The sequence below is a fragment of the Actinocorallia aurantiaca genome (assembly GCF_039533685.1).
Taxonomy (GTDB): domain Bacteria; phylum Actinomycetota; class Actinomycetes; order Streptosporangiales; family Streptosporangiaceae; genus Actinocorallia; species Actinocorallia aurantiaca.
In genome coordinates, this window is sequence record NZ_BAAATZ010000037.1 from 219,835 (window position 1) to 239,321 (window position 19,487).

Consider the following 19,487-nt stretch of genomic DNA (forward strand, 5'->3'; position numbering starts at 1 on the left):
GCTTTACATCTGAAGAGAAGAGGAAGGCATGCAGGTCCTCACCGAGAAAGAGGAGTCGTCCGCCTCGGGTCTGCGGGCCCAGCGGGCGGTCCTGTGGTCCGCGCCCGTGCTCGCGCTCGTCCTGCTGGTGCTGTTCGTCGCCTTCCCGGGCTTCTTCCCGCCCATGTCGCCGGACATGAGCGCGGCCGAGGTCGGGGCGTTCTACCGGGACAACACCCCGCTGATCCGGTTCAGCATGGTCGGCTTCAACCTGTTCGGCATCCTGATCGTCCCGTTCTTCGTGCTGATCATGACGCAGATGCAGCGGATGCGGAGCGAGAGCCACATCTACGCCTTCTCCTACCTGACCGCCGTCGTGGCCGGAGCGACCCTGTTCGCGCTGTCGAACATCTTCTTCGCCGTGGCCGCCTTCCGGCCCGACCGGGGCGACGAGCTGATCCAGGTGCTCAACGACCTGGCCTGGATCATCTTCATCGCGCCGATCGGCATGCTGGTCGCCCAGTTCGCACTGCTGGCCATGGCCGTCTACGCCGACGACCATCGGGCGCCGGTCTTCCCCCGCTGGGTGGGGCACTACGCGGTGCTGACCGCGCTGGCCATGGCGCCCTCGGCGGGCGCGGCGGTGTTCCGCGACGGTCCTCTGGCGTGGGACGGGCTGGTGTCGTTCTGGCTGCGCAACGGCGCCTTCGCCCTCTTCGTCGTGGTGATGTTCTTCGTCCTGCGCACCGCCCTGGCCCGCCAGGCCGAGCAGGAGGGAGTGACGCCATGACGGACGCGGGCTCCGCTCTCGCCGAAGACCGCTCCGAGGAGCCCGCGGAGCCGGAACGCAAGGGCAAGCGGGAGATCTGGATCTTCTACTGGCTGTTCGGCGTCTTCTACACCGCCCTGTCGGTCGGGGTATGCCTGCTGGGACGGGCCACTCCCCCGCCCCGGCCGGACGTCACCGAACTCCAGGCCGTGGCCTGGTTCGACAAGCACCAGATGGGCATCCAGGTCGGCTTCGTGTTCCTCCTGGTGATCGCCGGAGGCGCGGCGATCTCCAACGGCATCATCGGCTACTTCATGAAGCGCATGTCGTCGGGCAAGATGCTGGCCTACGCCTACATCGCCGCCATGGGCGTGGGCGCGATCCCCGGGTTCCAGGTGCTGCTGGTCTGCTGGCTCACCGCGACCTTCCGCCCCGACCGCGATCCCGACGTCATGTACCTGCTCTACGACCTCGGCATGCTGTCCTACAACGGCTCCCTCGGCTGCTTCACCGCCGCCTACATCGTCGTGGCCATCGCGATCCTGTACGACAAGAACCGCATCTTCCCCAAATGGTTCGCCTACGTCACGATCTGGCAGGTCGTCACCGAAGTGCTGGCCTCCCAGATGTGGCTCCACCACTCCGGAGCCTTCGCCTGGAACGGCATGATCACCCTCTACATCGCCCTCGTCGTCTTCGGCCTGTGGATCGTCTGCTTCCTGGCCCTCTTCCGCAAGGCCGCCGCCGCCGAGACCGCGCGGACGCCCGCCCTCTACGAGCTGGAGGGCACCCGATGACCGCCCCCGGCCGCGACCTGCCCGCCACCGCTCAGAGCAGCCCGCCCGTCCGCGAACGGAGCCTGCCCGGCGGCGTCGACATGTGGGTGATGGTCCTCGGCGACCTGTTCTTCTTCGGCTGCTACTTCGTCACCTACATGGTCTTCCGGGCCCTGTCCGTCGAGGAGTTCTCCGCCTCCCAACGGCATCTGAACGTCGGCATCGGCGTCACCAACACCGTCGTCCTGCTCACCAGCTCCCTGTTCGCGGCCCTCGCCGTGATCGCCGTCCGGGAGGGGGCGCTGCGGAACGCCCGGCGGCTGCTCCTGGCCACCGGTGCTTGCGGCGTGCTGTTCACCCTCCTCAAGGTCTACGAATGGCACTCCGAGATCAGCCGGGGCCACACGATCCACGACGAGTTCTTCGGCTTCTACTACGTCTTCACCGGCGTCCACCTCGTCCACCTGGCCCTCGGTCTGCTCATCCTCGGCATCGCGGTCCGCGAGCTGCACGACTCCCGCGGGCGGCGGCCCGCGATCGTCGAGCAGAGCGTCCTGTTCTGGCACATGATCGACCTGCTGTGGGTCGTCATCTTCGCCCTCCTCTACCTGATGAGGTGACTCGTGACCCGGCTCCCCGCAGCGCCGCTCCTCCAGCGGGACAAGCTGACCGTCCTGATCGTCTGGGCCGCCCTGTCGGCCGCGACCGTCCTCGCCTGGCTGCTCGCCCCCGGCGAATCCCCGTCCGCGACGAACCTGGACAAGGAACTCGTCGTCGCCGTCGTCGCCCTCGGTCTCATCAAATGCCGCCTGATCATCCGCTACTTCATGGAAGTCCGCCACGCCCCCCGCGGGCTTCAGATCGCGACAGACGGATGGCTCGCCGTCGTCTGGCTGGCCCTCCTCGGCATCTACCTCACCTGAAAGACCGCTGAAGATCTCGGCCGGGGCCGCCCTGCGCAGGCCGGACAGCGCATTCCGCCATGCGGCGGCCGGGATCTGTGCGTTTTCCCTGCGGAAGGGGGCAGGATGGTCGTTGCCGTTGTGAGGGAGAGATCAGTTGACCGGTAGCACCAGTGACGTCGTCGTTTCCGACGCTCCTGAGCGGAATCGTTTCGAGGCCCACATCGATGGGGCTCTGGCGGGGTTCGCCGAGTACATGCGCGGGCCGGAGTTGGTGGTCTATCCCCACACCGAGGTCGACGGCGCCTATGAGGGGCGCGGCGTCGGAGGGACGCTGGCCCGCGCCGCGTTGGACGACGCCCGGGACCGGGGTCTGCGGGTGCTGGCGACCTGCCCGTTCATCGCCGCCTGGATGCGCCGCAACCCCGGTTACGCCGAACTGGCCTACCAGTCACGGAGCCACGTGAGTGACTGACGGCGGTGAGGCGGCACTCCGCTGCCTGCCCGAAAGCGGGCGGAACCGTTGTTCTGTCAGGGCTGCCGCCTAGTGTGAGTTCCTGCTCAGTTGTTCCCGCAGGACCGGCACCGATCCGTCTGAGGAGACTCACATGACCGCAGCCCCCGTCATCGTCTGCCTGCCGATCGCCGACCGCCGGACGTCGTTCGCGTTCTACCGGGACGGACTGGGCTTCGAGCCCGTCGGCGAGGTCGCGGACGACGGCGTGCCCGAGCCGCTGCAGTTCGCGCTCAACGACGGTGTCCGCCTCATGCTCATCCCCACGGGCGGCTTCGGCTGGGTCACCGGCGGCCGCGACGCCGTCCCGCAGGGGAGCAGCGAGTGCCTGCTCAACCTGCCCGCCGAAACCGACTCCGCCGTCGACGAACTCGTCGAGCGCGCGCTGCGGGCCGGAGCCGAGATCATCGCCCCGTCCGGCCGCCGGCCTTGGGGTTACGTCGGCACCTTCGCCGATCCCGACGGGCACGTCTGGATGGTCACCTCGCAGTCGTCCCTCGGCTGACCGTCCCTGCTGATTCCACGCCGGGGCACCCGCGATCGCTTTTGATCCACTCGTACGGGACGTTCACGGACGAATGCCAGGATGGGCCCATGGGCTCGGGGGAACTGCACGGGAGAAGGTCCGAAGAAGAGGCGATCGCCGCACTGTTGGCGGGGGCTCAAAAAGGCACCAGCTCGTCGCTGGTGTTGCGCGGTGAGCCCGGCATCGGCAAGACCGCGTTGCTCGACCATGCCGCCGCGGTCGCCGGGGACATGCGGGTGATCCGCGGTACGGGGGTCGAGTTCGAGGCGGAGCTGCCGTTCTCGGGGCTGCAGTTGTTGCTGCGTCCGGTGCTCGGATCCCTCGCCGCGCTGCCCGGGCCGCAGCGCGAGGCTCTGGAGGGGGCGTTCGGGCTCGGGCCCGCGGGCGGCTCCGAGCCGATGCTGGTGGGGCTGGCGGTTCTCTCCCTGCTGGCGGAGCACGCGGACGGGACGGGGCTGCTGTGCCTCGTCGACGACGCGCAGTGGCTCGACCGGGCGTCACGGGACGCTCTCCTGTTCGCCGCCCGGCGCCTGCACGCAGAGGGTGTGGTCATGGTCTTCGCCGCCCGGGACGGCGAAGGGGCTTTTCCCGCACCCGGCCTTCCCGAGCTGCGTCTCGCCGGGCTGGCGCCGGAGGCGGCCGCGGCCCTGCTCGACCGGCATCCGCTCGCGCCCGCCGTGCGCTACCGCCTGCTCGCCGAGGCGGGCGGCAATCCGCTGGCCCTGCTGGAGTTGCCGGTCGCCTTGGCCGCGGAGGGCGGCAGCACGTTCTCACCCGGGGCGCTCCCCCTCACCGACCGTCTGCGGCTGGCCTTCCACGGGCAGGTCGGCCGGATGCCGGAGGCCTGCCAGAGCCTGCTCCTGGTGGCGGCGGCCGACGAGACCGGCGAGCTCGCCGTGATCCTGCGTGCCGGAACCGCCCTGGGCGCGGCCGTCGAGGACCTGTCCCCCGCCGAGCGGGCCGGCCTGGTGCTCCACGACGCCGACGGCACCGCGATCCGCTTCCGTCACCCGCTGATCCGTGCCGCCGTCTACCAGCGGGCGCCGATCGGGCGGCGCCTCGCCGTCCACCGTGCGCTCGCCGCCGCGCTGGGCTCGCCCGAGCACGCCGACCGCCGGGCCTGGCACCTGGCGGCCGCCGCCACCGAAGTCGACGAGGAGGTCGCCGCCGCGCTGGAACGCACCGCCGACCGCGCCTGCGAACGCGGCGGCTACGAGGCGGCCGCGGCGGCGTACGAACGGGCCGCCCGCCTGAGCGTCGAGCCCTCCACCAGGGCTCATCGCGAGGTCCTGGCGGCGGAGGCCGCGCTGGAGGCCGGTGATCTGGAGCGTGCCAGAGCCCTGGGAGACCGCGCGGGCCGGCGGCTGGACGAGGCCCCGACGGTGAACGTGCGGATCGCCCAAGTGCGGGCGCTGGCGGACTTCTGGCAGGGCTCCTACGCCGCCGCCCACCGGTCGCTGCTCGACGGCGCCGGACTCGTCCGCGACACCGACCCGGGTCGGGCCGCCATGCTGCTGGTCCAAGCCGTTCACACCTCCTGGTATCTGGGGGAACGGCAGCTCGCGGCGACGCTGGACCGGCTGGCCGCGCTGCCGTTGGAGGACGCGGATCCACTCGCGCCGGTGGTGCCCTACCTCGTCCAGCTCGACCGGGGCCGTTCTGAGCGGCCGCCGCCGCTGGGCGACGTCCTCGCGGCGGTGCGGCGGCGGGGCCGGGTCCCCGACCAGGTGCTGATGATCCTCTGCGGAGCGGCGCTCGCGTCGGGCCAGGATGCCGACGCCTATGAGCTGGCGACCGCGCTCGCCGCCGAACACCGCGCCCGCGGCGGTGCCGGACGGTTGCCGACCGTACTGTTCTTCATGGCCGAAGGCGAGGTGTTCGCCGGGCGGCACCGGGACGCGCTCACCACAGCGACCGAGGCCCTGCAGCTCGCCCGTGACACCGGCCAGCGGCAGTGGATCAGCCAGTTCAGCAGCGTGCTCGCCTACCTCGACGCGGCCAGAGGGGATGAGGCGGCCTGCCGGCGCAACGCCGAAGAGGGGCTGGCCGCGGCCGCCGACGGAGCCGTCTCCCCGGGCGCGCCGTGGGCGCACTGGTCGCTCGGCCTGCTGGACCTCGGGCTCGGCCGCGCGGAGACGGCGCTCGCCCGCTTCGAACGCCTCACCCGCGAGCCGATGCGCCATCACATCTGCGCCACCCGTTCCCTGCCCGACCTGGTGGAGTCGGCCGTACGGGTGGGGGCGCCGGAACGCGCCGCCGAGCCTCTGGCGCGCTTCGAGCAGTGGGCCGGATCGGTCCGGCGGCCCTGGGCCGACGCGCTCGTGCTGCGCTGCCGCGGGCTGCTCGCCGTCGGCGACCGGGCCGAGGCGTTCTACGCGCAGGCCCTCGAGCTGCACGACCGGGACGGCCGCGCCCTGGAGTACGCCAGGACCGCACTGCTCTACGGCGAGTGGCTGCGCAGAGCCCGGCGGAAGGCCGAGGCGCGCGGGCCGTTGAACGACGCCCTGGAGGTCTTCGACCGGCTCGGCATGCGTCCGTGGGCCGAACGCGCCCGCGGCGAGCTCACCGCGGCCGGCGCCCAGGACCGGGGCCCCAGGCCCGCCGAAGGCGCGGCCGCCGACCTCACCCCGCAGGAACTGCAGATCACCCGGCTCGCCGTGCAGGGCCTGTCCAACCGCGACATCGCCGCGCAGCTCTTCCTCAGCCACCGGACCGTCGGCTACCACCTCTACAAGGCCTATCCCAAGCTCGGCGTCGCCTCCCGGAGCGAGCTCAGGGATTTCGCCGACCGGCTGGGGCTGTGAGATCTTGTTCCGATGACCCCTCCGGAACAGGTGCTGCCCGGACAGATGCTCCCCGTGGCCGTCGACGAGGTCCCGCCGGTCGAACTGGGCCCCGGTGTCCGCGTGCGGACGCTCCCCGGCATGCCGGGGATCCGGCCGTGGGTGATCGACCTCGACCCGGGAGCCGTGTGGCCGCACCTCGACGTCCACGAGGCCTACGGCGAGGCGTACTACGTCGTGAGCGGCGAGGTCATCGAGGGCGACCGCGTCCACGGCCCGGGCGCCTACGTCGCCTTCGGCCCGAGGACGAGCCACCGGCCCCGTACGGAGACCGGTGCGCGCGCCTTCGGCTTCAACTACGACGTCCCCGCCTGACGGACGTCAGATCCCCGCCCTGATCGCGGCGGCCTTCGCGGCCGCGGTATGGCCGGGCCCGACCCCTTCGACGATGATCAGATCGCCCTCCAGGTGGTCCGCGCGCAGCGGCAGGATCGCCTGGTAGGCGGCCGACTCGTACCAGTCCCGCGCGTTCTCCCCCGACGGGAACTCGAGCATGACGACGCTCCCGGGCCACCGGCCCTCCCGGACGTCCACCGCTCCCCCGTGGACGAGGAAACGGCCGGAGAACGGGTCCATCGTCGCCTGGATCCTCTCCATGTACTCCAGCACCTCCGGGTGGAACTCCTCCGGGTCGCGAAGATGCGCGATCGCATAAGCGGTCATGGTTCCCTCCTCCTAAGCTCCGGCCGGCACCTTGTCGAGGAAGCCCAGCACCTGGCTGATCCGTCCGTCCTCACCGATCACGACGGCATCGAAGCCGACGACGACCGGTTCGGCGCCCTCGGGCCCCAGGTGCCAGACGAACCGCGCAATGTCGTGGTGGGCGTCCACGGCGCCGCCGAAGCTGAAGACCAGTCCGCCGAACTGCCCCTGGACCGCCGCGATGGCCGCGTCGAGCCCGTCCCTGCCCCGCACGGAGACCAGCGGGTCGGTGTACACCCCGTCCTCGGCGAAGACCTCCTCCAGGACGGCCCGCCGCGCGCCGGCGTCGGTCTCGTTCCACGCGGCGAGGTAGCGCTGGACCAGTTCGTTCGTGTCGCTCATGTCTCTCTCCTCAGCGGTCGTGCTCTCTTGTGACCACCAAATTAGAGAGCGGAGAACGACGGGGAATCTGACGCGCTTAGGTACTTTCGCCCCCGCCTTCAGTACGACGGGCGCCCCGGCGCGGGCTGTAAGCGAAGCCTGTCAGGCGAGCTGACAACACCGATCTTCTTGTGGATCTCGGGGCGGTCCCTGACCGTGAAGCTGCCGTGGGCGACGCCCCGGCGCTCGCGACGGGAGAAACGATGAAGCCGCCCTCATGCGCCGCCCTCGCGGTGGCCGCCCTGCTCGGTTCCGTGATCGGAGTGTCCCCGGCATCGACGGCCCGGGCGGCCGTCGAGGTCCTTCCGAGCGTGAACATGGAGGCCACCGTCAAGGCGGCCCAGATCGACCCGAGGCGGGCCGACGACACACTGACCCCTGGTGCCAAGGCCGGCGTGCTCCTCGTCGAACAGGCGCTGCGCGACCGGAACCTCCTCGATGCGCGGTGGGTGGACGGCTACTTCGGCACCACGACGATCGCCGCCTACGCGAATTACCAGAAGTCGCTCGGCTACACGGGTCTCGACGCCAACGGCCTGCCCGGTAAGACGTCGCTCACCAAGCTCGGCACGGACCGCTTCAAGGTCACGCAGGTCATCGCTCCAGGCGCCCGGGTGTCCACCGATGAAGGCTTCGTCGTCAACGCCCGCACGCAGAGCATGCTGGCCGAGGCGGAGCGGCTTCTCGGCCGTCAGCTCGTGCTGGAACAGGGTTCGTACAACCCCGGCGGCGACCCCACGTCCGCGGGCACCCACGACGGCGGCGGCGTCGTCGACATCTCGGTCCAGGGGATGACCTCCGCCACCCGCACCACCGTCGCCCGGGCGTTGCGCCGTGTCGGCTTCGCGGCATGGGTGCGCAGCCCCTCGCAAGGCGACTGGCCCTGGCACATCCACGCCGTCGCCCTCAGCGACACCGACCTCTCCAGCCAGGCCCAGCACCAGGCCGGCGACTACTACCTCGGCCTGAACGGGCTCGCCGGCCGCGGCCCGGACGACGGACCGCAGGTGACCATCCATACCTGGGAGGAGTACCAGCGCCTCTGATCCCCCATCCGCGACCCGGGCAACGCCGACCATCCGAAACCCCAGGCTCTGCAGACACAAGGAGAACAGCATGCGAACGCTCAACACGATCCTCACCGCCGCGACCGCCGTGACGGCGCTCGGCGGGGCGGTCCTCGCCACCGCGACGCCCGCTTCGGCGGCGGCCCGCGACGGCATCTGCGACAGCGGCGAATTCTGCTACTACTACAACAGCGACCACGCCGGATCGCTCTCCGACTTCACCGGATCCCTCGGCGACTACGGCACGGAGCAGCCTTCCTGCTACGACTTCAAGGGCGCCGGAGCCGGCAAGGGCCTGTGCATCAAGAACGAAGCCGCCTCCGCCTGGAACCGCAGCACCAAGACCGTCCGCGTCTACTACAACAGCGGCTACGCCGGCAGCTACCAGGACTTCGCCCCCGGCGCCAAGACCAACCTCAACACCACCCTCAAGAACCAGAACGCCTCACACGAGTTCCGCTCGTCGGGAGGCGACCTGTCGGACGCGCTCTACTCGGGCGGCGGCGGCACCGTCACCTGCCACTTCGACGCCTACACCACCACCCCCGGCCGGCACGAGGGCATCGACATCGCCAAGAGCGTGGGCGCGGACGTCCGTGCCCTGGTGAGCGGTGAGGTCGTCTACATCGCGCCGGGCTACAACGGCGGCGGGGGGCTCTCCACGCTCTCCGTCTACAACTCCTCGCTGAACAAGACGATCATCTACCTGCACTCCGCTCCGCGGTCCTCCCTGGCCGTGGGCCAGCAGATCAGCCGCGGCCAGGTCATCGCCGACGAGGCGTGGCGCGGGGTGTCGTCCAGTTCGGCCGCGCACACCCACGTCGAGATGCGCATCGGACGGCAGACGCGCGCGGCCAAGAGCGTCGGCGACTCGGTCCTGGACAACCCGAACCCGAACTCGTTCTGGGTCTCCCAGGGCTACAACGTCCGCTGACGCCGCGGCCACACGAGAAGAGGAAGTCCTCCCGTGTCTCGACGAATCACACGGCTGCTCTCACGGCTCGCCTCCGCGACCATCTCGATCGTCCTCGGCGGGGCGGTCCTCGCCACCGCGACGCCCGCTTCGGCGGCGGCCCGCGACGGCATCTGCGACAGCGGCGAATTCTGCTACTACTACAACAGCGACCACGCCGGATCGCTCTCCGACTTCACCGGATCCCTCGATGACTACGGCACGACGCAACCCTCGTGCTACGACTTCAAAGGTGCCGGAGCCGGCAAGGGCCTGTGCATCAAGAACGAAGCCGCCTCCGCCTGGAACCGCAGCACCAAGACCGTCCGCGTCTACTACAACAGCGGCTACGCCGGCAGCTACCAGGACTTCGCCCCCGGCGCCAAGACCAACCTCAACACCACCCTCAAGAACCAGAACGCCTCACACGAGTTCCTGGCTTCCGGGCCGACCGGGTGCACGACCGACGGTACGCACAGCAAGCTGCCCACGACGATCCTCGTGTACCGGGTGTCCCTGGGCCGCGTGGACCGGGTCGACTTCAAGACCTACGTCAAGAACGTCCTCCCCAACGAGTGGGTGCCGAGCTGGCCGGCGGAGTCCCTCAAGGCCGGCGCGATGGCCGTCAAGAACTTCGGCTGGTACTGGGCGCTGACCTCGACGCGCAAGACGTCGTGGGGCGCGTGCTACGACGTCAAGGACAACACGGACAGCCAGGTGTACAAGCCCGGTACCGCGACGACCGCGACGAGCGCCGCGGTGGACGCCACCTGGAACACCCGCATGACCCGTGACGGAAAGATCCTGGAAGCCCACTACTGCTCGACGACGACGGCGTGCGGCGCGTGGGTCAGCGGGGACTGGATGTCGCAGTACGGCTCTCGCGACAAGGCCGACCAAGGTCAGAGCCACACCACCATCCTCAAGGCCTACTACACGCGGATCGTTCTCTCCTGAACCCGTCCGTCTCAGGTTCCCCGCCGTCGCGTACGGCGGGGAACCCGCGTTCACCGACGGTGCCCCCGCGCGCTGACGGACTCAGTCCCGGACGTTCACCACGAAGAAGATCGGCCGGGCTCCGGGAAGGAACGAGTTGCCCTCGCCATCGACCATCTTCCAGCCGACCCAGCACGAGCCGGGCGTGCTCGGCGCCGTCACCGGCACGCTCACCTGTACTTTCCCGCCCGGTTTCGTATCGGGAACGGGCACTTTCGCCGGTGTTTCACAGGATCCATTGTCCGCCGGGAACGCGCCGCGGGCGAGAAAGCGGCCACGCCATGCGGCGGTGCCCGCGTTAAGGATTTCCCAGGTCTTCACGAACCGTTCGCCCGGCCTCACCACAGTGCCGTCGGGAATGGTGACGTCGGCGAGGAACTGGCTTATGTCACCGGGAATTCTGGGCTCGGTCGGCGTCTGGGAGAGCGCGGCGGGAATCGGGGGCGGGGAGTCGGGCCGGCGATCGACGGTGACCACCACCCCGATGCCCACGGCCGCCGTCGCGAGCACGGCCGCGGCCGGGAGGGTCCGGCGGCGCCGTCCTCGGCTCCCCGGCACGGGAAGGACGGGCCGGGCATCGCTCACGACCTCGCCGGGCGGTGAGGGCGGTGAAGGCACGAGTGCCAGGGTCTCGCCGGCGGACCGGGGCGTTTGCGACTCGCCGCCGAGGTGCACGATATGACGTTCCCCGTCGCCTGCGGAGGAGAAGGCGAGTCCACCGGAAGGACCGTCCGCCGGGGCACCCGCACGGTTCTCGGGACTCCAGGCCCTCAGCGCTCTGACCGGCAGGTTCGCCCACTCCCAGCGTTCGCGGTACTCGGCCGGGTCGGCGCCGCACGCCTTGACGAACTCGACGGTGGTCTCCCAGCTCGGAAGCCGGTTGCCCTTCGTGGCCTCGTGCAGCGTCGTGTGGGAGATCGCCCCCGACCTGCCGGACATTTCCCGGAAAGATGGATTGCCGACCGAGTCGCGCAATTCCCGAAGAGCCTCCGCGAAGTCCTCGATCGACTCCGCCCGTGCACGCATAGGGTCCACAGGGCGAAGCTAACAGCGCCCACACGCCTCACTCAAGTACACACCGAAAACGGCTGGAAAAAGCCACACGAACTGGTGCCATTACCCTGAATTCAGATCTTCTGCTGCCGAGCGGTCCGCGGATGCCGACCGGCTAGGCGCGGCGCGTGATCGACCCGTGAAGATCGCCGCAAGCTCGGTGAACACACGAAAAGCCGTCCGGCTCATCCCCGCGCATACCGACGGCCGTAGATCCGACCGCACGGGAACCGAACCGCCCGCCGAGACCCCGCACCCTCAGAAAGGCGGCTCCACCGCGCACCCTTCGTCCCTCCGCTCCTTCTCCCTCCCGTCTTCCGGTTCACCCCGGGCCCAGGGGTCGTCCAGGACGAAAACGTCCGAGCGAGCTCCAGAAGAAGGGGCAGCTGCTCAAGAACGGCCCTGTGCGCCGCCACGGCCTCCGCCGAACGGATCGGACCCGGAAGTCCAGGGGATTCCGGGTCCGTGTCGACAGGGGCCTGAGAGCGCCTCGACCGTTCAGCTCGGGTAGTTCGGGTTGTTCATCTCGGGGATCCCGATGCTGATCGGGAACTTCGCTCCGGACAGGACGAGGAGGACGCCCAGGCGGAGGATCTCGTCGAAGAGCCAGTAGAACTTCTGCACCGGGCCCGGCGCCTTCTCCAGGGAGAGGAGGCCTTCGCGCACGGCGATGAACGGCTCCCACGCGGTGTCCAGGATGCCGGACCAGAACGGCGTCTCGCGGATCTTCAGCCAGCCGGCGATCTCGTCGCCCAGGGTGTAGCGCGTCAGCGCCGCCAGCACCGGCGCGCTCACGATGCCGCCGTCGATGAAGTCGGCCAGGTTCAGCAGGGTGTCGGCCAGCTTCACGCCCTCGGGGGTGGGGCCCAGGATCGGGGTGAGGACCTGCGCGGCCTGGGAGTTCGCCTCGTCCCACGTGGCGGGGATGTACTCGTCCTTGACGCCGAGCATGTGCGCGGTGACCTGCCAGGAGTGCAGGAACCCCTCGGACTCCGCCGCCGCGATGGGGACCTTCCACTGCTTCAGCTGCTGCATCACCGTCGTGGGCAGGCTGTGCCAGGTGACCATGATGTCCGCCTGGCTGATCGGGATCGACTCGTCGGCGACCGCGTCCCAGTGCGGGGACTTGGGCAGCAGGTACCGCACGCCCGCGTGCGCCAGACGCGTCTTGACGCAGGTGACGATCATCTCGCCTTCGGGGGCGAAGGCGTTCTTCGTGCCGACGTCGTAGCCGAGCTTCGCGGTCTTGGTGATGCGGTCGCGCATGTCCGCGCCGCCCTTGGAGTAGTAGACGGCCCGCGCCTCCCTGGGGATGACGGTGCTCAGCATCCCGCTGACGAAGCCGTAGGTGACGCCCAGGTACAGGCCGCGCTTCTCGTTGAAGTTCACCGCCGCGGCCAGCTTGCCCTGGTCCGTCCACGACGGCAGCTGACGGGCCTTCTCCATGAAGGCCTTCAGGTCCGCGGGCAGCCCGGCCGGCAGCGCCTGGCCGTTCTTGGTCCACTTCTCCAGAAGCGCGTTGACCTTGGACGTCTCGCCCCGCTCGATCACGGCGGCGACCACCTGGTCCGCCTCCGGGTCCCACACGGTCTTCGGGTCCAGGCCGTCGCCCTCGCCGACGACCGATCCCTTCGGTGACCACGACCACGCCGGCGTCGCCGCGCTCAATGCGCCCAACGCGCCCAACGCGCCACCCGCCAGCAACACGTTGCGCCTGCTGGGATTGTTCATACCTGCTCCTCAGCCGAGACCGATGATGCACTGAAACAAGATCTGCATCTGCGTATCTTGCATAGCGAGTCCAATAAGAGCACAAGGTGTCGCCCATCACAAGACCCGTCCCGCGAGAACCGTTGGCGGCGGGCAGCGGAACGAGGCGGCCGAGGGGAGAACACGCAGCCTGGCCTGCTCTTCCTCACCGCGGCACAACCACTGCGCCGGCCTCACGATTCAGGGGTTCTCAGGGCCGTCACCCCGCCGGAGGAATCGCTACGAGGGAAGTTCCGAGACCAGTGGGTCGTCGGCCACGAGCGTCGGCCGTGTCCGGCCCGTCGAAATCGTGAGTTCGATGGGAATCTGCGAAACTCCACGGCGTCAGCAAGAGCTGACGATCATCCGCTGACGGATAGACCTCCGGAAACCCGGGTCGACGATACGGGTGACGAGTGCCGCGTCGTCCTGGCCCACGCTGTGGACCCGCGTGCCGTCGGAACTGAACGCCAGCGCCTGGATCACCGTGTCGTGGTTCGTCGTGTGGCGGTGTCCCAGAACGGTTGAGAAGAGACCACCGGGCAGCCGGTGCGCCGGCTGCGGAGGGCATGCGGGTGATGCGGGTCGGCCTGGAGCGTGCTCTGCCGAGGCGTGCCGACTCGTTCCGGTGTTTCAGAGTGCTTCGAAAGGGCCGGTGAGCAAAGTGATCACCGGATGGCCGTCCAGTTCCCGGGGGATCCGCGACTCCTGGGACGCGTCGCTGAGGTGGACGCGGATCACCTCGGTTCCGTCCTGCTCTCGGCTCCGGTCGATTCCCTCGACGCCGTCGAGGGCCAGGATCTCACTTCGGTGCCGCTCGATGACCTCGTCCAACGGGGAACCGCCGGGCCGGGACGGCGGCTCGAAGGAGACCTGCGCGTCTTCCCCGGTGTCGTGGGGGGGCTCGAAGAAGCGGGGATCTCTTTCCATGGGACTCCTCGTGCCGGAGGCGAACGCCACGAGCCTGGCGGGGGAAGGCTCGGTTCCCCCGCCAGGACGCCGCTCTCAGGTGATCGGACGAATGTCGAGGGCTTGCAGCACCCAGGAGATCGGGTTGGCGAAAGTGACCCCGATTCCGCCTGCGAACAGAAGCCCCACGGGGTTCAGATGGGAATCCCAGGTCCAGATCACCGAACCGGAGTCCCCTCGCTGGCTGAAATCCCTGTCGCCCATTTTCTCGACCACTATCTGGCCCGTGAAGAACGCCGGACCATGGGAGTCGTAGTTTATCGTCCCCGACCAGCCGAGCGCCTGGACGATGCCTTCGGTGAGCTGGGTCGTGCGGCCGGTCTTTCCGACGATGGTCCCCTGCACGGCATCCTTGGGCTGGCTGTTTATCCGAAAATAAGTGACACCCGTGTTGGTGTGGTAGGCGAGTTCCGGTGTCGCGGTGCCCTGCAGGCACCAGCCGGTGGCGCAGTCGACGTGGTTCGGGCTGCCGTCGTACTTGAGCGGCACGAACCGTTCCAGGAGCGCCATCTTGTCGTCCGGGCAGGATCCGCCGTCGACGTAGCCGGGTTGGCAGAGGCAGTCTCCCGCTTTGGCGTCGTTGCTGTTGGCGTAGACGTGGTTGTTGCTGACGCTGAGCAGCCGGCTGTCCCGGGGAGCGCTCATGCCCGTCGCGAGGAAACCGATGGTCCCGGTCGTGTCGTCGGTGTGGCCGGCCGAGTATCCGCACGGCGCGGGCCGCAGCCTGGCGGTGTTGGACAGCGGCCGAATGACTCCGGACCTGACCACTGCGATCGGCAGGTCCGCGGCGGCCCGGACCCTCATGGCATCGACGATCACCGAACGCAGCTCGTCGGGTCCGGTGGATTCGGCCACGTAGACGGTGAGCGCCGGGCTTCCGGGCGGAACGGACCCTCCGGCACCGCCCCTGCCTATCGCGACCCCCTGGATGTTCCCCGCGCCCTGGAGGTCCTCGGTGGCCATCGGCCCCGGACGCCTGTCCCGTACACCGCGCTGAATCGCCTCCGCGATCCCCTCCTTGGCGTCGATGACCGCGCTGGAGACGCCTTGTATCGCGGACATGGCCATGGGATCCACCGAAGGACTGAATTCCATTTCGGCATTCTCACTGCCGAGATCCTCAGGATAGGAGAACTGCTCTCCGTTTGGAGTCGATCCGACCATCGTGCACATCCCTCTGTTTAACGAAGTTCTTAGCTGATGTTCCTCCGCTGAGCCGAATTCCCGTTTTTCCTGATGACAGGCGCATGGCCTGGATTTTTTAACCAGAATTTCTCTGGCGATACGCCGGGCGTGAGTTCATTTCGTAGGGTCTTCTCCGTTTTGAAGAATTTCCGAGTTTGCAGTGGCCGAGCGGGAAGGCGATTCCGCCGAATTCACAGGTGCTGATTCCGGTCAGGGCACCGGGCGGCCGCCGGGGGTCCAGCGGTGGACTTCGGTCGAGCCGTAGCGGCCGTCCGTCAGAATCGAGCGGGCGGCGTCGGCGGAGGGGGCGCGCAGGAGGACGGCCGTGCCGAGCCAGGCGGCGCCATTGTCGGACAGCAGCGGGCCGTAGGCGATCAGCGGGGACGCATCACGCGGAAGGTCCAGGTCGGCGGGCTCGCCGGAACCTAGGCCGATGACCAGGTAGCCGTCCTCGACTTCCAGGTAGCCCTCCGCGTCCCGCTTCATCGGGTGCTCCCACATCGTCCGTCCCAGCGTGTTCCGCCAGCGCCGCAGCAGGACGTCCCGGTAGACGCCGGCCTGGTGACCGGGCTCGTCGAACGCGAACGCCCGCGCCGCCGCCGCGTCCGGCAGCCCGAGGACGTGCACGCTCCCGGTCGGCCCCTCCTCGGTGTAGGTCGGCCCCCGGGCGATCATCGTCTCCGCGAACCCGTCCATGTACGACCAGTGCCGCTCCCCCAGACTCCTGCGCAACTCCAGCGCGCCCACCCGATCCCGGTGATAACAGAAGAACTCCATGCCCCAGTCATAGCGGGCGGCGCGCCGACTCCGGTGGCGTTCTCCAGGATCTGGTCGTTGGTGAGCCGGACCACCGCGAACTTCGCCGAGGACCACGGGCCGCGCAGTCCGGCGTGGGCCATCACCGAACGCAGCACGCCCAGCACGGCCCCCTGGCCCAGGTGCATGGCCCAGTTCACCGGCTCGGACCGGCGTCCGGGCCGCTCGGCCATCCCGGTCAGCCGCTCCAGCACCCGCGCCGGGACGTACGAGTCGGGGCGGCCCGTCAGCCGCTGCTCCGCCTTCTCCCCCAGCGTCATCACCACGGCTCCGGCCGTCCCCGCGACCAGTCCTTCCCACAGCACACGTTTCACCATGGCATCCCCATACCCGGCGAGACCGGGGTTGGTGTTCACGGGACGGTGGAGGAACGATGGCCGCATGGAAAAGCTGTTCATCAAAGTGTGCGGGCTGCGGTTGGAGCAGGATGTGGACACCGCGATCGAGGCCGGAGCGGACGCCGTCGGATTCGTCTTCGCCGAGAGCCCCCGACGCGTCGACGCCGCCGCGGCGGCGAAACTGGCGCGACGGGTGCCCGAGCACGTGCTCACCGTGGGGGTGTTCCGCGATCAGACGGCGGCCGAGGTGCGGCGGCTGGCCGACCTCGCCGGAGTCCGCGGAATCCAGCTCCACGGAGGCGAAGGCCCGGACCACTACGCCACGCTCCGGCGTGAAGGGCTGACGCTGATCCGCGGGACCGCCTACCGGGACCCCGCGCCGCGCTGCGGTGAACTCGGTGAGGACCTGCTCCTGCTCGACGCGCCCGTTCCCGGCTCCGGCACCACCTGGGACTGGACGGTGAAGGGGTTCGCCGGCCCCGGAGACCGGTGGCTTCTCGCCGGCGGCCTGACGCCGCAGAACGTCCGGGAGGCCGTACGGTCCGCCCTCCCGTGGGGCGTGGACGTCTCCAGCGGGGTCGAGAGCAGCCGCGGCGTCAAGAGCCCCGCTTTGATCACCTCGTTCGTCGAGGCCGCACGCTCGGCACGTTGAGGACGGCGCACGCCCGCCGCCGGTCCATGACCGGCTCGTCACATCGCCGGGCGAAGCCTCGCGAGGGTTTCACGAACAGCCGCGCACCAGCGGCCTAGAGCAGGTCGCGCATGCGGTTGATCTCGGCCCGCTGGGTGGCCACGACGTCCTTGGCCAGCTGGATGGTGGTGGTGTCGGTGCCGTTGGCCAGGAGGGTGTCGGCCATCTCCAGGGCGCCCTCGTGATGCCTGATCATGAGGGTCAGGTAGAGGCGGTCGAACGCCGTCGAGCTCGACGACTCGAGGGACTCCAGTTCGTCGGGGGTGATCATTCCCGGCATGGAGTGGTGGTCGTGGCCGGAGGCGGGGAGCTTCTTGTTGCGGCGGAGCCAGTCGCGCATCAGGGTGATCTCACCGGTCTGGGCGGCGCGGATGCGGGAGGCCAGGGACTTCACGCGGGCGTCCGAGGCGCGGGTGGGGGCCAGGTCGGACATCACGACCGCCTGGCCGTGGTGGACGATCATCATGCGCATGAAGGCGACGTCGGCCTCGGTGGGGGCGGGCTGGGCCGTCGGGCCGGCGGTGACCGTCGCGTTCGGCTCGCCCGGGCGGCCCGGGGCCAGCATGGTCGCGGTGGGGCCCTCGACCGGGGCGTCGCCGCCGCTGCAGCCGGTCAGCAGCGAGGCCGTCAGCGCCGCAGCGGCGAGGGCGCGGAGACCGTGTCCAGAGACGCTCATGTGAAGCACTCCCCTTCGTCCGTCAAGACGTGAAGGTACAAGTCCGCCACCTCCCCAGCGACATGTCACGCCATACCAACATCGTTACAAACTTGTAAGGGCTTTCGTAAAAGGAGAGAAACGGGCGATACTCGCGGCGATCGATCGATCCGTGTCCGTCAAGGGAGCTCCTGTATGGCCTCCAGAGTCACGCACAGACCGACCGCCCGAATCCTGACCGCGGTACTCGCCGCTCTCGCCCTCATCCTCGGCGCCGCCCCCGCGTCCGCCGCCCCGCCCATCCCGGGCGTGGACGAGATGGTGTCGAGCCCCAACCTCAAGCACCTGGCGAACCTCCCCAAGGAGGGGCCGTTCGCCTCGGTCAGCGCCCTGAACTCCGACCTCGCCTTCAAGGGGAAGTTGGCGTTCGCCGGCAACTACAACGGCTTCACGGTGTACGACATCCGCAAGCCCGCCGCACCCAAGGTCGTCAGCCAGGTCCTCTGTCCTGGATCCCAGAACGACATCTCCATCAGCGGGAACCTGCTGTTCCTGTCGACGGACTCCTCCCGCAGCGACGACTCCTGCCAGAGCGTCGCCAAGCCGGTCACCGACGCGACCGCCTGGGAGGGAATCAAGATCTTCGACATCGGCGACCCGGCGAACCCCAGGTACGTCAAGTCGGTCGAGACCAAGTGCGGGTCGCACACCCACACCCTGGTGCCGGCCAAGAGCAAGAAGACCGTCTACCTGTACGTCTCGTCCTACCTGCTCGGCGAGTCGAGCGTGGGTCCGGACTGCTCGTACCCGCACGACAAGATCTCCGTGATCAAGGTGCCGGTGAAGGACCCGACGGCGGCGTCGCTGGTCGCCGAGCCCGTCCTGTTCAGCGACGGGGGCAACCCCGGGGACGGCCTCCCCTACCCCGAGGGCACCTACCAGACCACCGGCTGCCACGACCTCACCGTCTACCCGGAGAAGGAGCTGATGGCCGGCGCCTGCATGGGCGACGGCGCGCTGTTCGACATCTCGGACCGGGAGAAGCCGCGCCTCATCACCGCGGTCCGCGACGATGCGAACTTCTCGTTCTGGCACTCCGCGACCTTCAACAACAAGGCCAATAAGATCGTCTTCACGGACGAGCTCGGCGGCGGCGGCACGGCGACCTGCAACGCGGCCATCGGCCCCGAGAAGGGCGCCAACGCCGTGTACGACATCGTCGGCAAGGGAGACCGCCGCAAGCTGGTCTTCGCCAGCTACTTCAAGATCCCGCGCGCGAACGCCGACACCGAGAACTGCGTCGCCCACAACGGCAACCTGATCCCGGTCAAGGGCAAGGACATCATGGTCCAGGCCTGGTACCAGGGCGGGATCTCGGTCTGGGACTTCACGAACTCGCGCAAGCCGAAGGAGATCGCGTTCTTCGAGCGCGGGCCGCTGTCGGAGACCTCCCTCATCACGGGCGGCTCGTGGTCGTCGTACTACTACAACGGCTACATCTTCTCCAACGACATCCAGAAGGGGTTCGACGTCCTGAACCTCACCGATCCGCGCACCGACCGCGCCAAGCGCCACACCTACCCGGAGCTGAACGCCCAAACCCAGTTCGACCTGTTCTGACCCG

Annotated in this window: 22 protein-coding genes; 13 read left to right on the forward strand and 9 right to left on the reverse strand. The window is 69.1% G+C overall.

The annotated features are described in order from the left end of the window. Positions 1–28 precede the first annotated feature (28 nt). From ABD327_RS35905 to ABD327_RS35940, 8 genes are all read left to right on the forward strand, one after another. Entirely contained in the window at positions 29–769 is a 741-nt protein-coding gene (locus ABD327_RS35905; protein ID WP_344457849.1) for a hypothetical protein, read from the forward strand. After that, positions 766–1,545: a hypothetical protein gene (locus ABD327_RS35910; RefSeq protein WP_344457851.1), complete on the forward strand. Its 780-nt coding sequence runs from the start codon at positions 766–768 to the stop codon at positions 1,543–1,545. Before ABD327_RS35905 ends, ABD327_RS35910 begins: the two co-directional genes overlap by 4 nt. Then, positions 1,542–2,144 (forward strand): cytochrome c oxidase subunit 3, encoded by a 603-nt coding sequence (locus ABD327_RS35915; RefSeq protein WP_344457853.1) that lies wholly within the window; start codon positions 1,542–1,544, stop codon positions 2,142–2,144. The genes ABD327_RS35910 and ABD327_RS35915 overlap by 4 nt, the downstream gene beginning before the upstream one ends. 3 nt (positions 2,145–2,147) lie before the next feature. After that, positions 2,148–2,447: a cytochrome C oxidase subunit IV family protein gene (locus ABD327_RS35920; protein WP_344457856.1), complete on the forward strand. Its 300-nt coding sequence runs from the start codon at positions 2,148–2,150 to the stop codon at positions 2,445–2,447. A gap of 136 nt (positions 2,448–2,583) precedes the next feature. Continuing rightward, positions 2,584–2,901 (forward strand): GNAT family N-acetyltransferase, encoded by a 318-nt coding sequence (locus ABD327_RS35925; RefSeq protein ID WP_344457858.1) that lies wholly within the window; start codon positions 2,584–2,586, stop codon positions 2,899–2,901. Positions 2,902–3,034: 133 nt separating this feature from the next. After that, the gene (locus tag ABD327_RS35930) at positions 3,035–3,445 is read left to right on the forward strand and encodes a VOC family protein (protein ID WP_344457861.1); all 411 of its coding nucleotides are present in this window, start codon (positions 3,035–3,037) and stop codon (positions 3,443–3,445) included. Positions 3,446–3,534: 89 nt separating this feature from the next. Then, positions 3,535–6,270: an AAA family ATPase gene (locus tag ABD327_RS35935; RefSeq protein ID WP_344457864.1), complete on the forward strand. Its 2,736-nt coding sequence runs from the start codon at positions 3,535–3,537 to the stop codon at positions 6,268–6,270. A 12-nt stretch (positions 6,271–6,282) separates the two neighbouring features. Continuing rightward, positions 6,283–6,624 carry an anti-sigma factor gene (locus tag ABD327_RS35940; protein WP_344457866.1) on the forward strand — a complete coding sequence of 114 codons (342 nt, stop codon included), beginning with the start codon at positions 6,283–6,285 and terminating at the stop codon, positions 6,622–6,624. A 6-nt stretch (positions 6,625–6,630) separates the two neighbouring features. Here ABD327_RS35940 and ABD327_RS35945 read toward each other — a convergent pair whose 3' ends face one another. After that, positions 6,631–6,972, reverse strand: a complete 342-nt coding sequence (locus ABD327_RS35945) for a DUF1330 domain-containing protein (RefSeq protein WP_344457868.1) — start codon at positions 6,970–6,972, stop codon at positions 6,631–6,633. Positions 6,973–6,984: 12 nt separating this feature from the next. Then, complete coding sequence (locus ABD327_RS35950) at positions 6,985–7,353, reverse strand: nuclear transport factor 2 family protein (protein ID WP_344457870.1); 369 nt, start codon at positions 7,351–7,353, stop codon at positions 6,985–6,987. Positions 7,354–7,595: 242 nt separating this feature from the next. On the opposite strand from ABD327_RS35950, the gene ABD327_RS35955 reads away from it, so the two are divergent. The 3 genes from ABD327_RS35955 (at position 7,596) to ABD327_RS35965 (ending at position 10,368) form a co-directional block, all read left to right on the forward strand. Continuing rightward, entirely contained in the window at positions 7,596–8,438 is an 843-nt protein-coding gene (locus ABD327_RS35955; RefSeq protein ID WP_344457872.1) for a peptidoglycan-binding domain-containing protein, read from the forward strand. A gap of 70 nt (positions 8,439–8,508) precedes the next feature. Beyond that, positions 8,509–9,393 (forward strand): peptidase inhibitor family I36 protein, encoded by an 885-nt coding sequence (locus ABD327_RS35960; protein ID WP_344457875.1) that lies wholly within the window; start codon positions 8,509–8,511, stop codon positions 9,391–9,393. Positions 9,394–9,426: 33 nt separating this feature from the next. Further along, positions 9,427–10,368: a SpoIID/LytB domain-containing protein gene (locus tag ABD327_RS35965; RefSeq protein WP_344457877.1), complete on the forward strand. Its 942-nt coding sequence runs from the start codon at positions 9,427–9,429 to the stop codon at positions 10,366–10,368. An 81-nt stretch (positions 10,369–10,449) separates the two neighbouring features. Here the strand turns inward: ABD327_RS35965 and ABD327_RS35970 are convergent, their stop codons facing one another. From ABD327_RS35970 to ABD327_RS35995, 6 genes are all read right to left on the reverse strand, one after another. After that, positions 10,450–11,382 carry an NBR1-Ig-like domain-containing protein gene (locus ABD327_RS35970; protein ID WP_344457880.1) on the reverse strand — a complete coding sequence of 311 codons (933 nt, stop codon included), beginning with the start codon at positions 11,380–11,382 and terminating at the stop codon, positions 10,450–10,452. 576 nt (positions 11,383–11,958) lie between these two features. Continuing rightward, positions 11,959–13,191, reverse strand: coding sequence for an oxygenase MpaB family protein (locus ABD327_RS35975; RefSeq protein WP_344457882.1), 1,233 nt, complete (start codon positions 13,189–13,191; stop codon positions 11,959–11,961). Positions 13,192–13,842: 651 nt separating this feature from the next. After that, positions 13,843–14,139: a hypothetical protein gene (locus ABD327_RS35980; protein ID WP_344457884.1), complete on the reverse strand. Its 297-nt coding sequence runs from the start codon at positions 14,137–14,139 to the stop codon at positions 13,843–13,845. Between the two features lie 75 nt (positions 14,140–14,214). Further along, positions 14,215–15,342 carry a chymotrypsin family serine protease gene (locus ABD327_RS35985; RefSeq protein ID WP_344457887.1) on the reverse strand — a complete coding sequence of 376 codons (1,128 nt, stop codon included), beginning with the start codon at positions 15,340–15,342 and terminating at the stop codon, positions 14,215–14,217. Between the two features lie 231 nt (positions 15,343–15,573). Beyond that, the gene (locus tag ABD327_RS35990) at positions 15,574–16,140 is read right to left on the reverse strand and encodes a YciI family protein (protein ID WP_344457889.1); all 567 of its coding nucleotides are present in this window, start codon (positions 16,138–16,140) and stop codon (positions 15,574–15,576) included. Then, the gene (locus ABD327_RS35995; RefSeq protein ID WP_344457892.1) at positions 16,035–16,496 is read right to left on the reverse strand and encodes a hypothetical protein; all 462 of its coding nucleotides are present in this window, start codon (positions 16,494–16,496) and stop codon (positions 16,035–16,037) included. The genes ABD327_RS35990 and ABD327_RS35995 overlap by 106 nt, the downstream gene beginning before the upstream one ends. A 64-nt stretch (positions 16,497–16,560) precedes the next feature. Here ABD327_RS35995 and ABD327_RS36000 point away from each other — a divergent pair, with 64 nt between their 5' ends. Then, positions 16,561–17,169, forward strand: coding sequence for a phosphoribosylanthranilate isomerase (locus tag ABD327_RS36000; protein WP_344457893.1), 609 nt, complete (start codon positions 16,561–16,563; stop codon positions 17,167–17,169). Between the two features lie 94 nt (positions 17,170–17,263). Here ABD327_RS36000 and ABD327_RS36005 read toward each other — a convergent pair whose 3' ends face one another. Further along, positions 17,264–17,884, reverse strand: coding sequence for a DUF305 domain-containing protein (locus ABD327_RS36005; RefSeq protein ID WP_344457895.1), 621 nt, complete (start codon positions 17,882–17,884; stop codon positions 17,264–17,266). A gap of 174 nt (positions 17,885–18,058) precedes the next feature. On the opposite strand from ABD327_RS36005, the gene ABD327_RS36010 reads away from it, so the two are divergent. Beyond that, on the forward strand, positions 18,059–19,483 hold the full coding sequence (locus ABD327_RS36010; RefSeq protein WP_344457897.1) for an LVIVD repeat-containing protein: 1,425 nt from the start codon (positions 18,059–18,061) through the stop codon (positions 19,481–19,483). Positions 19,484–19,487 lie beyond the last annotated feature (4 nt).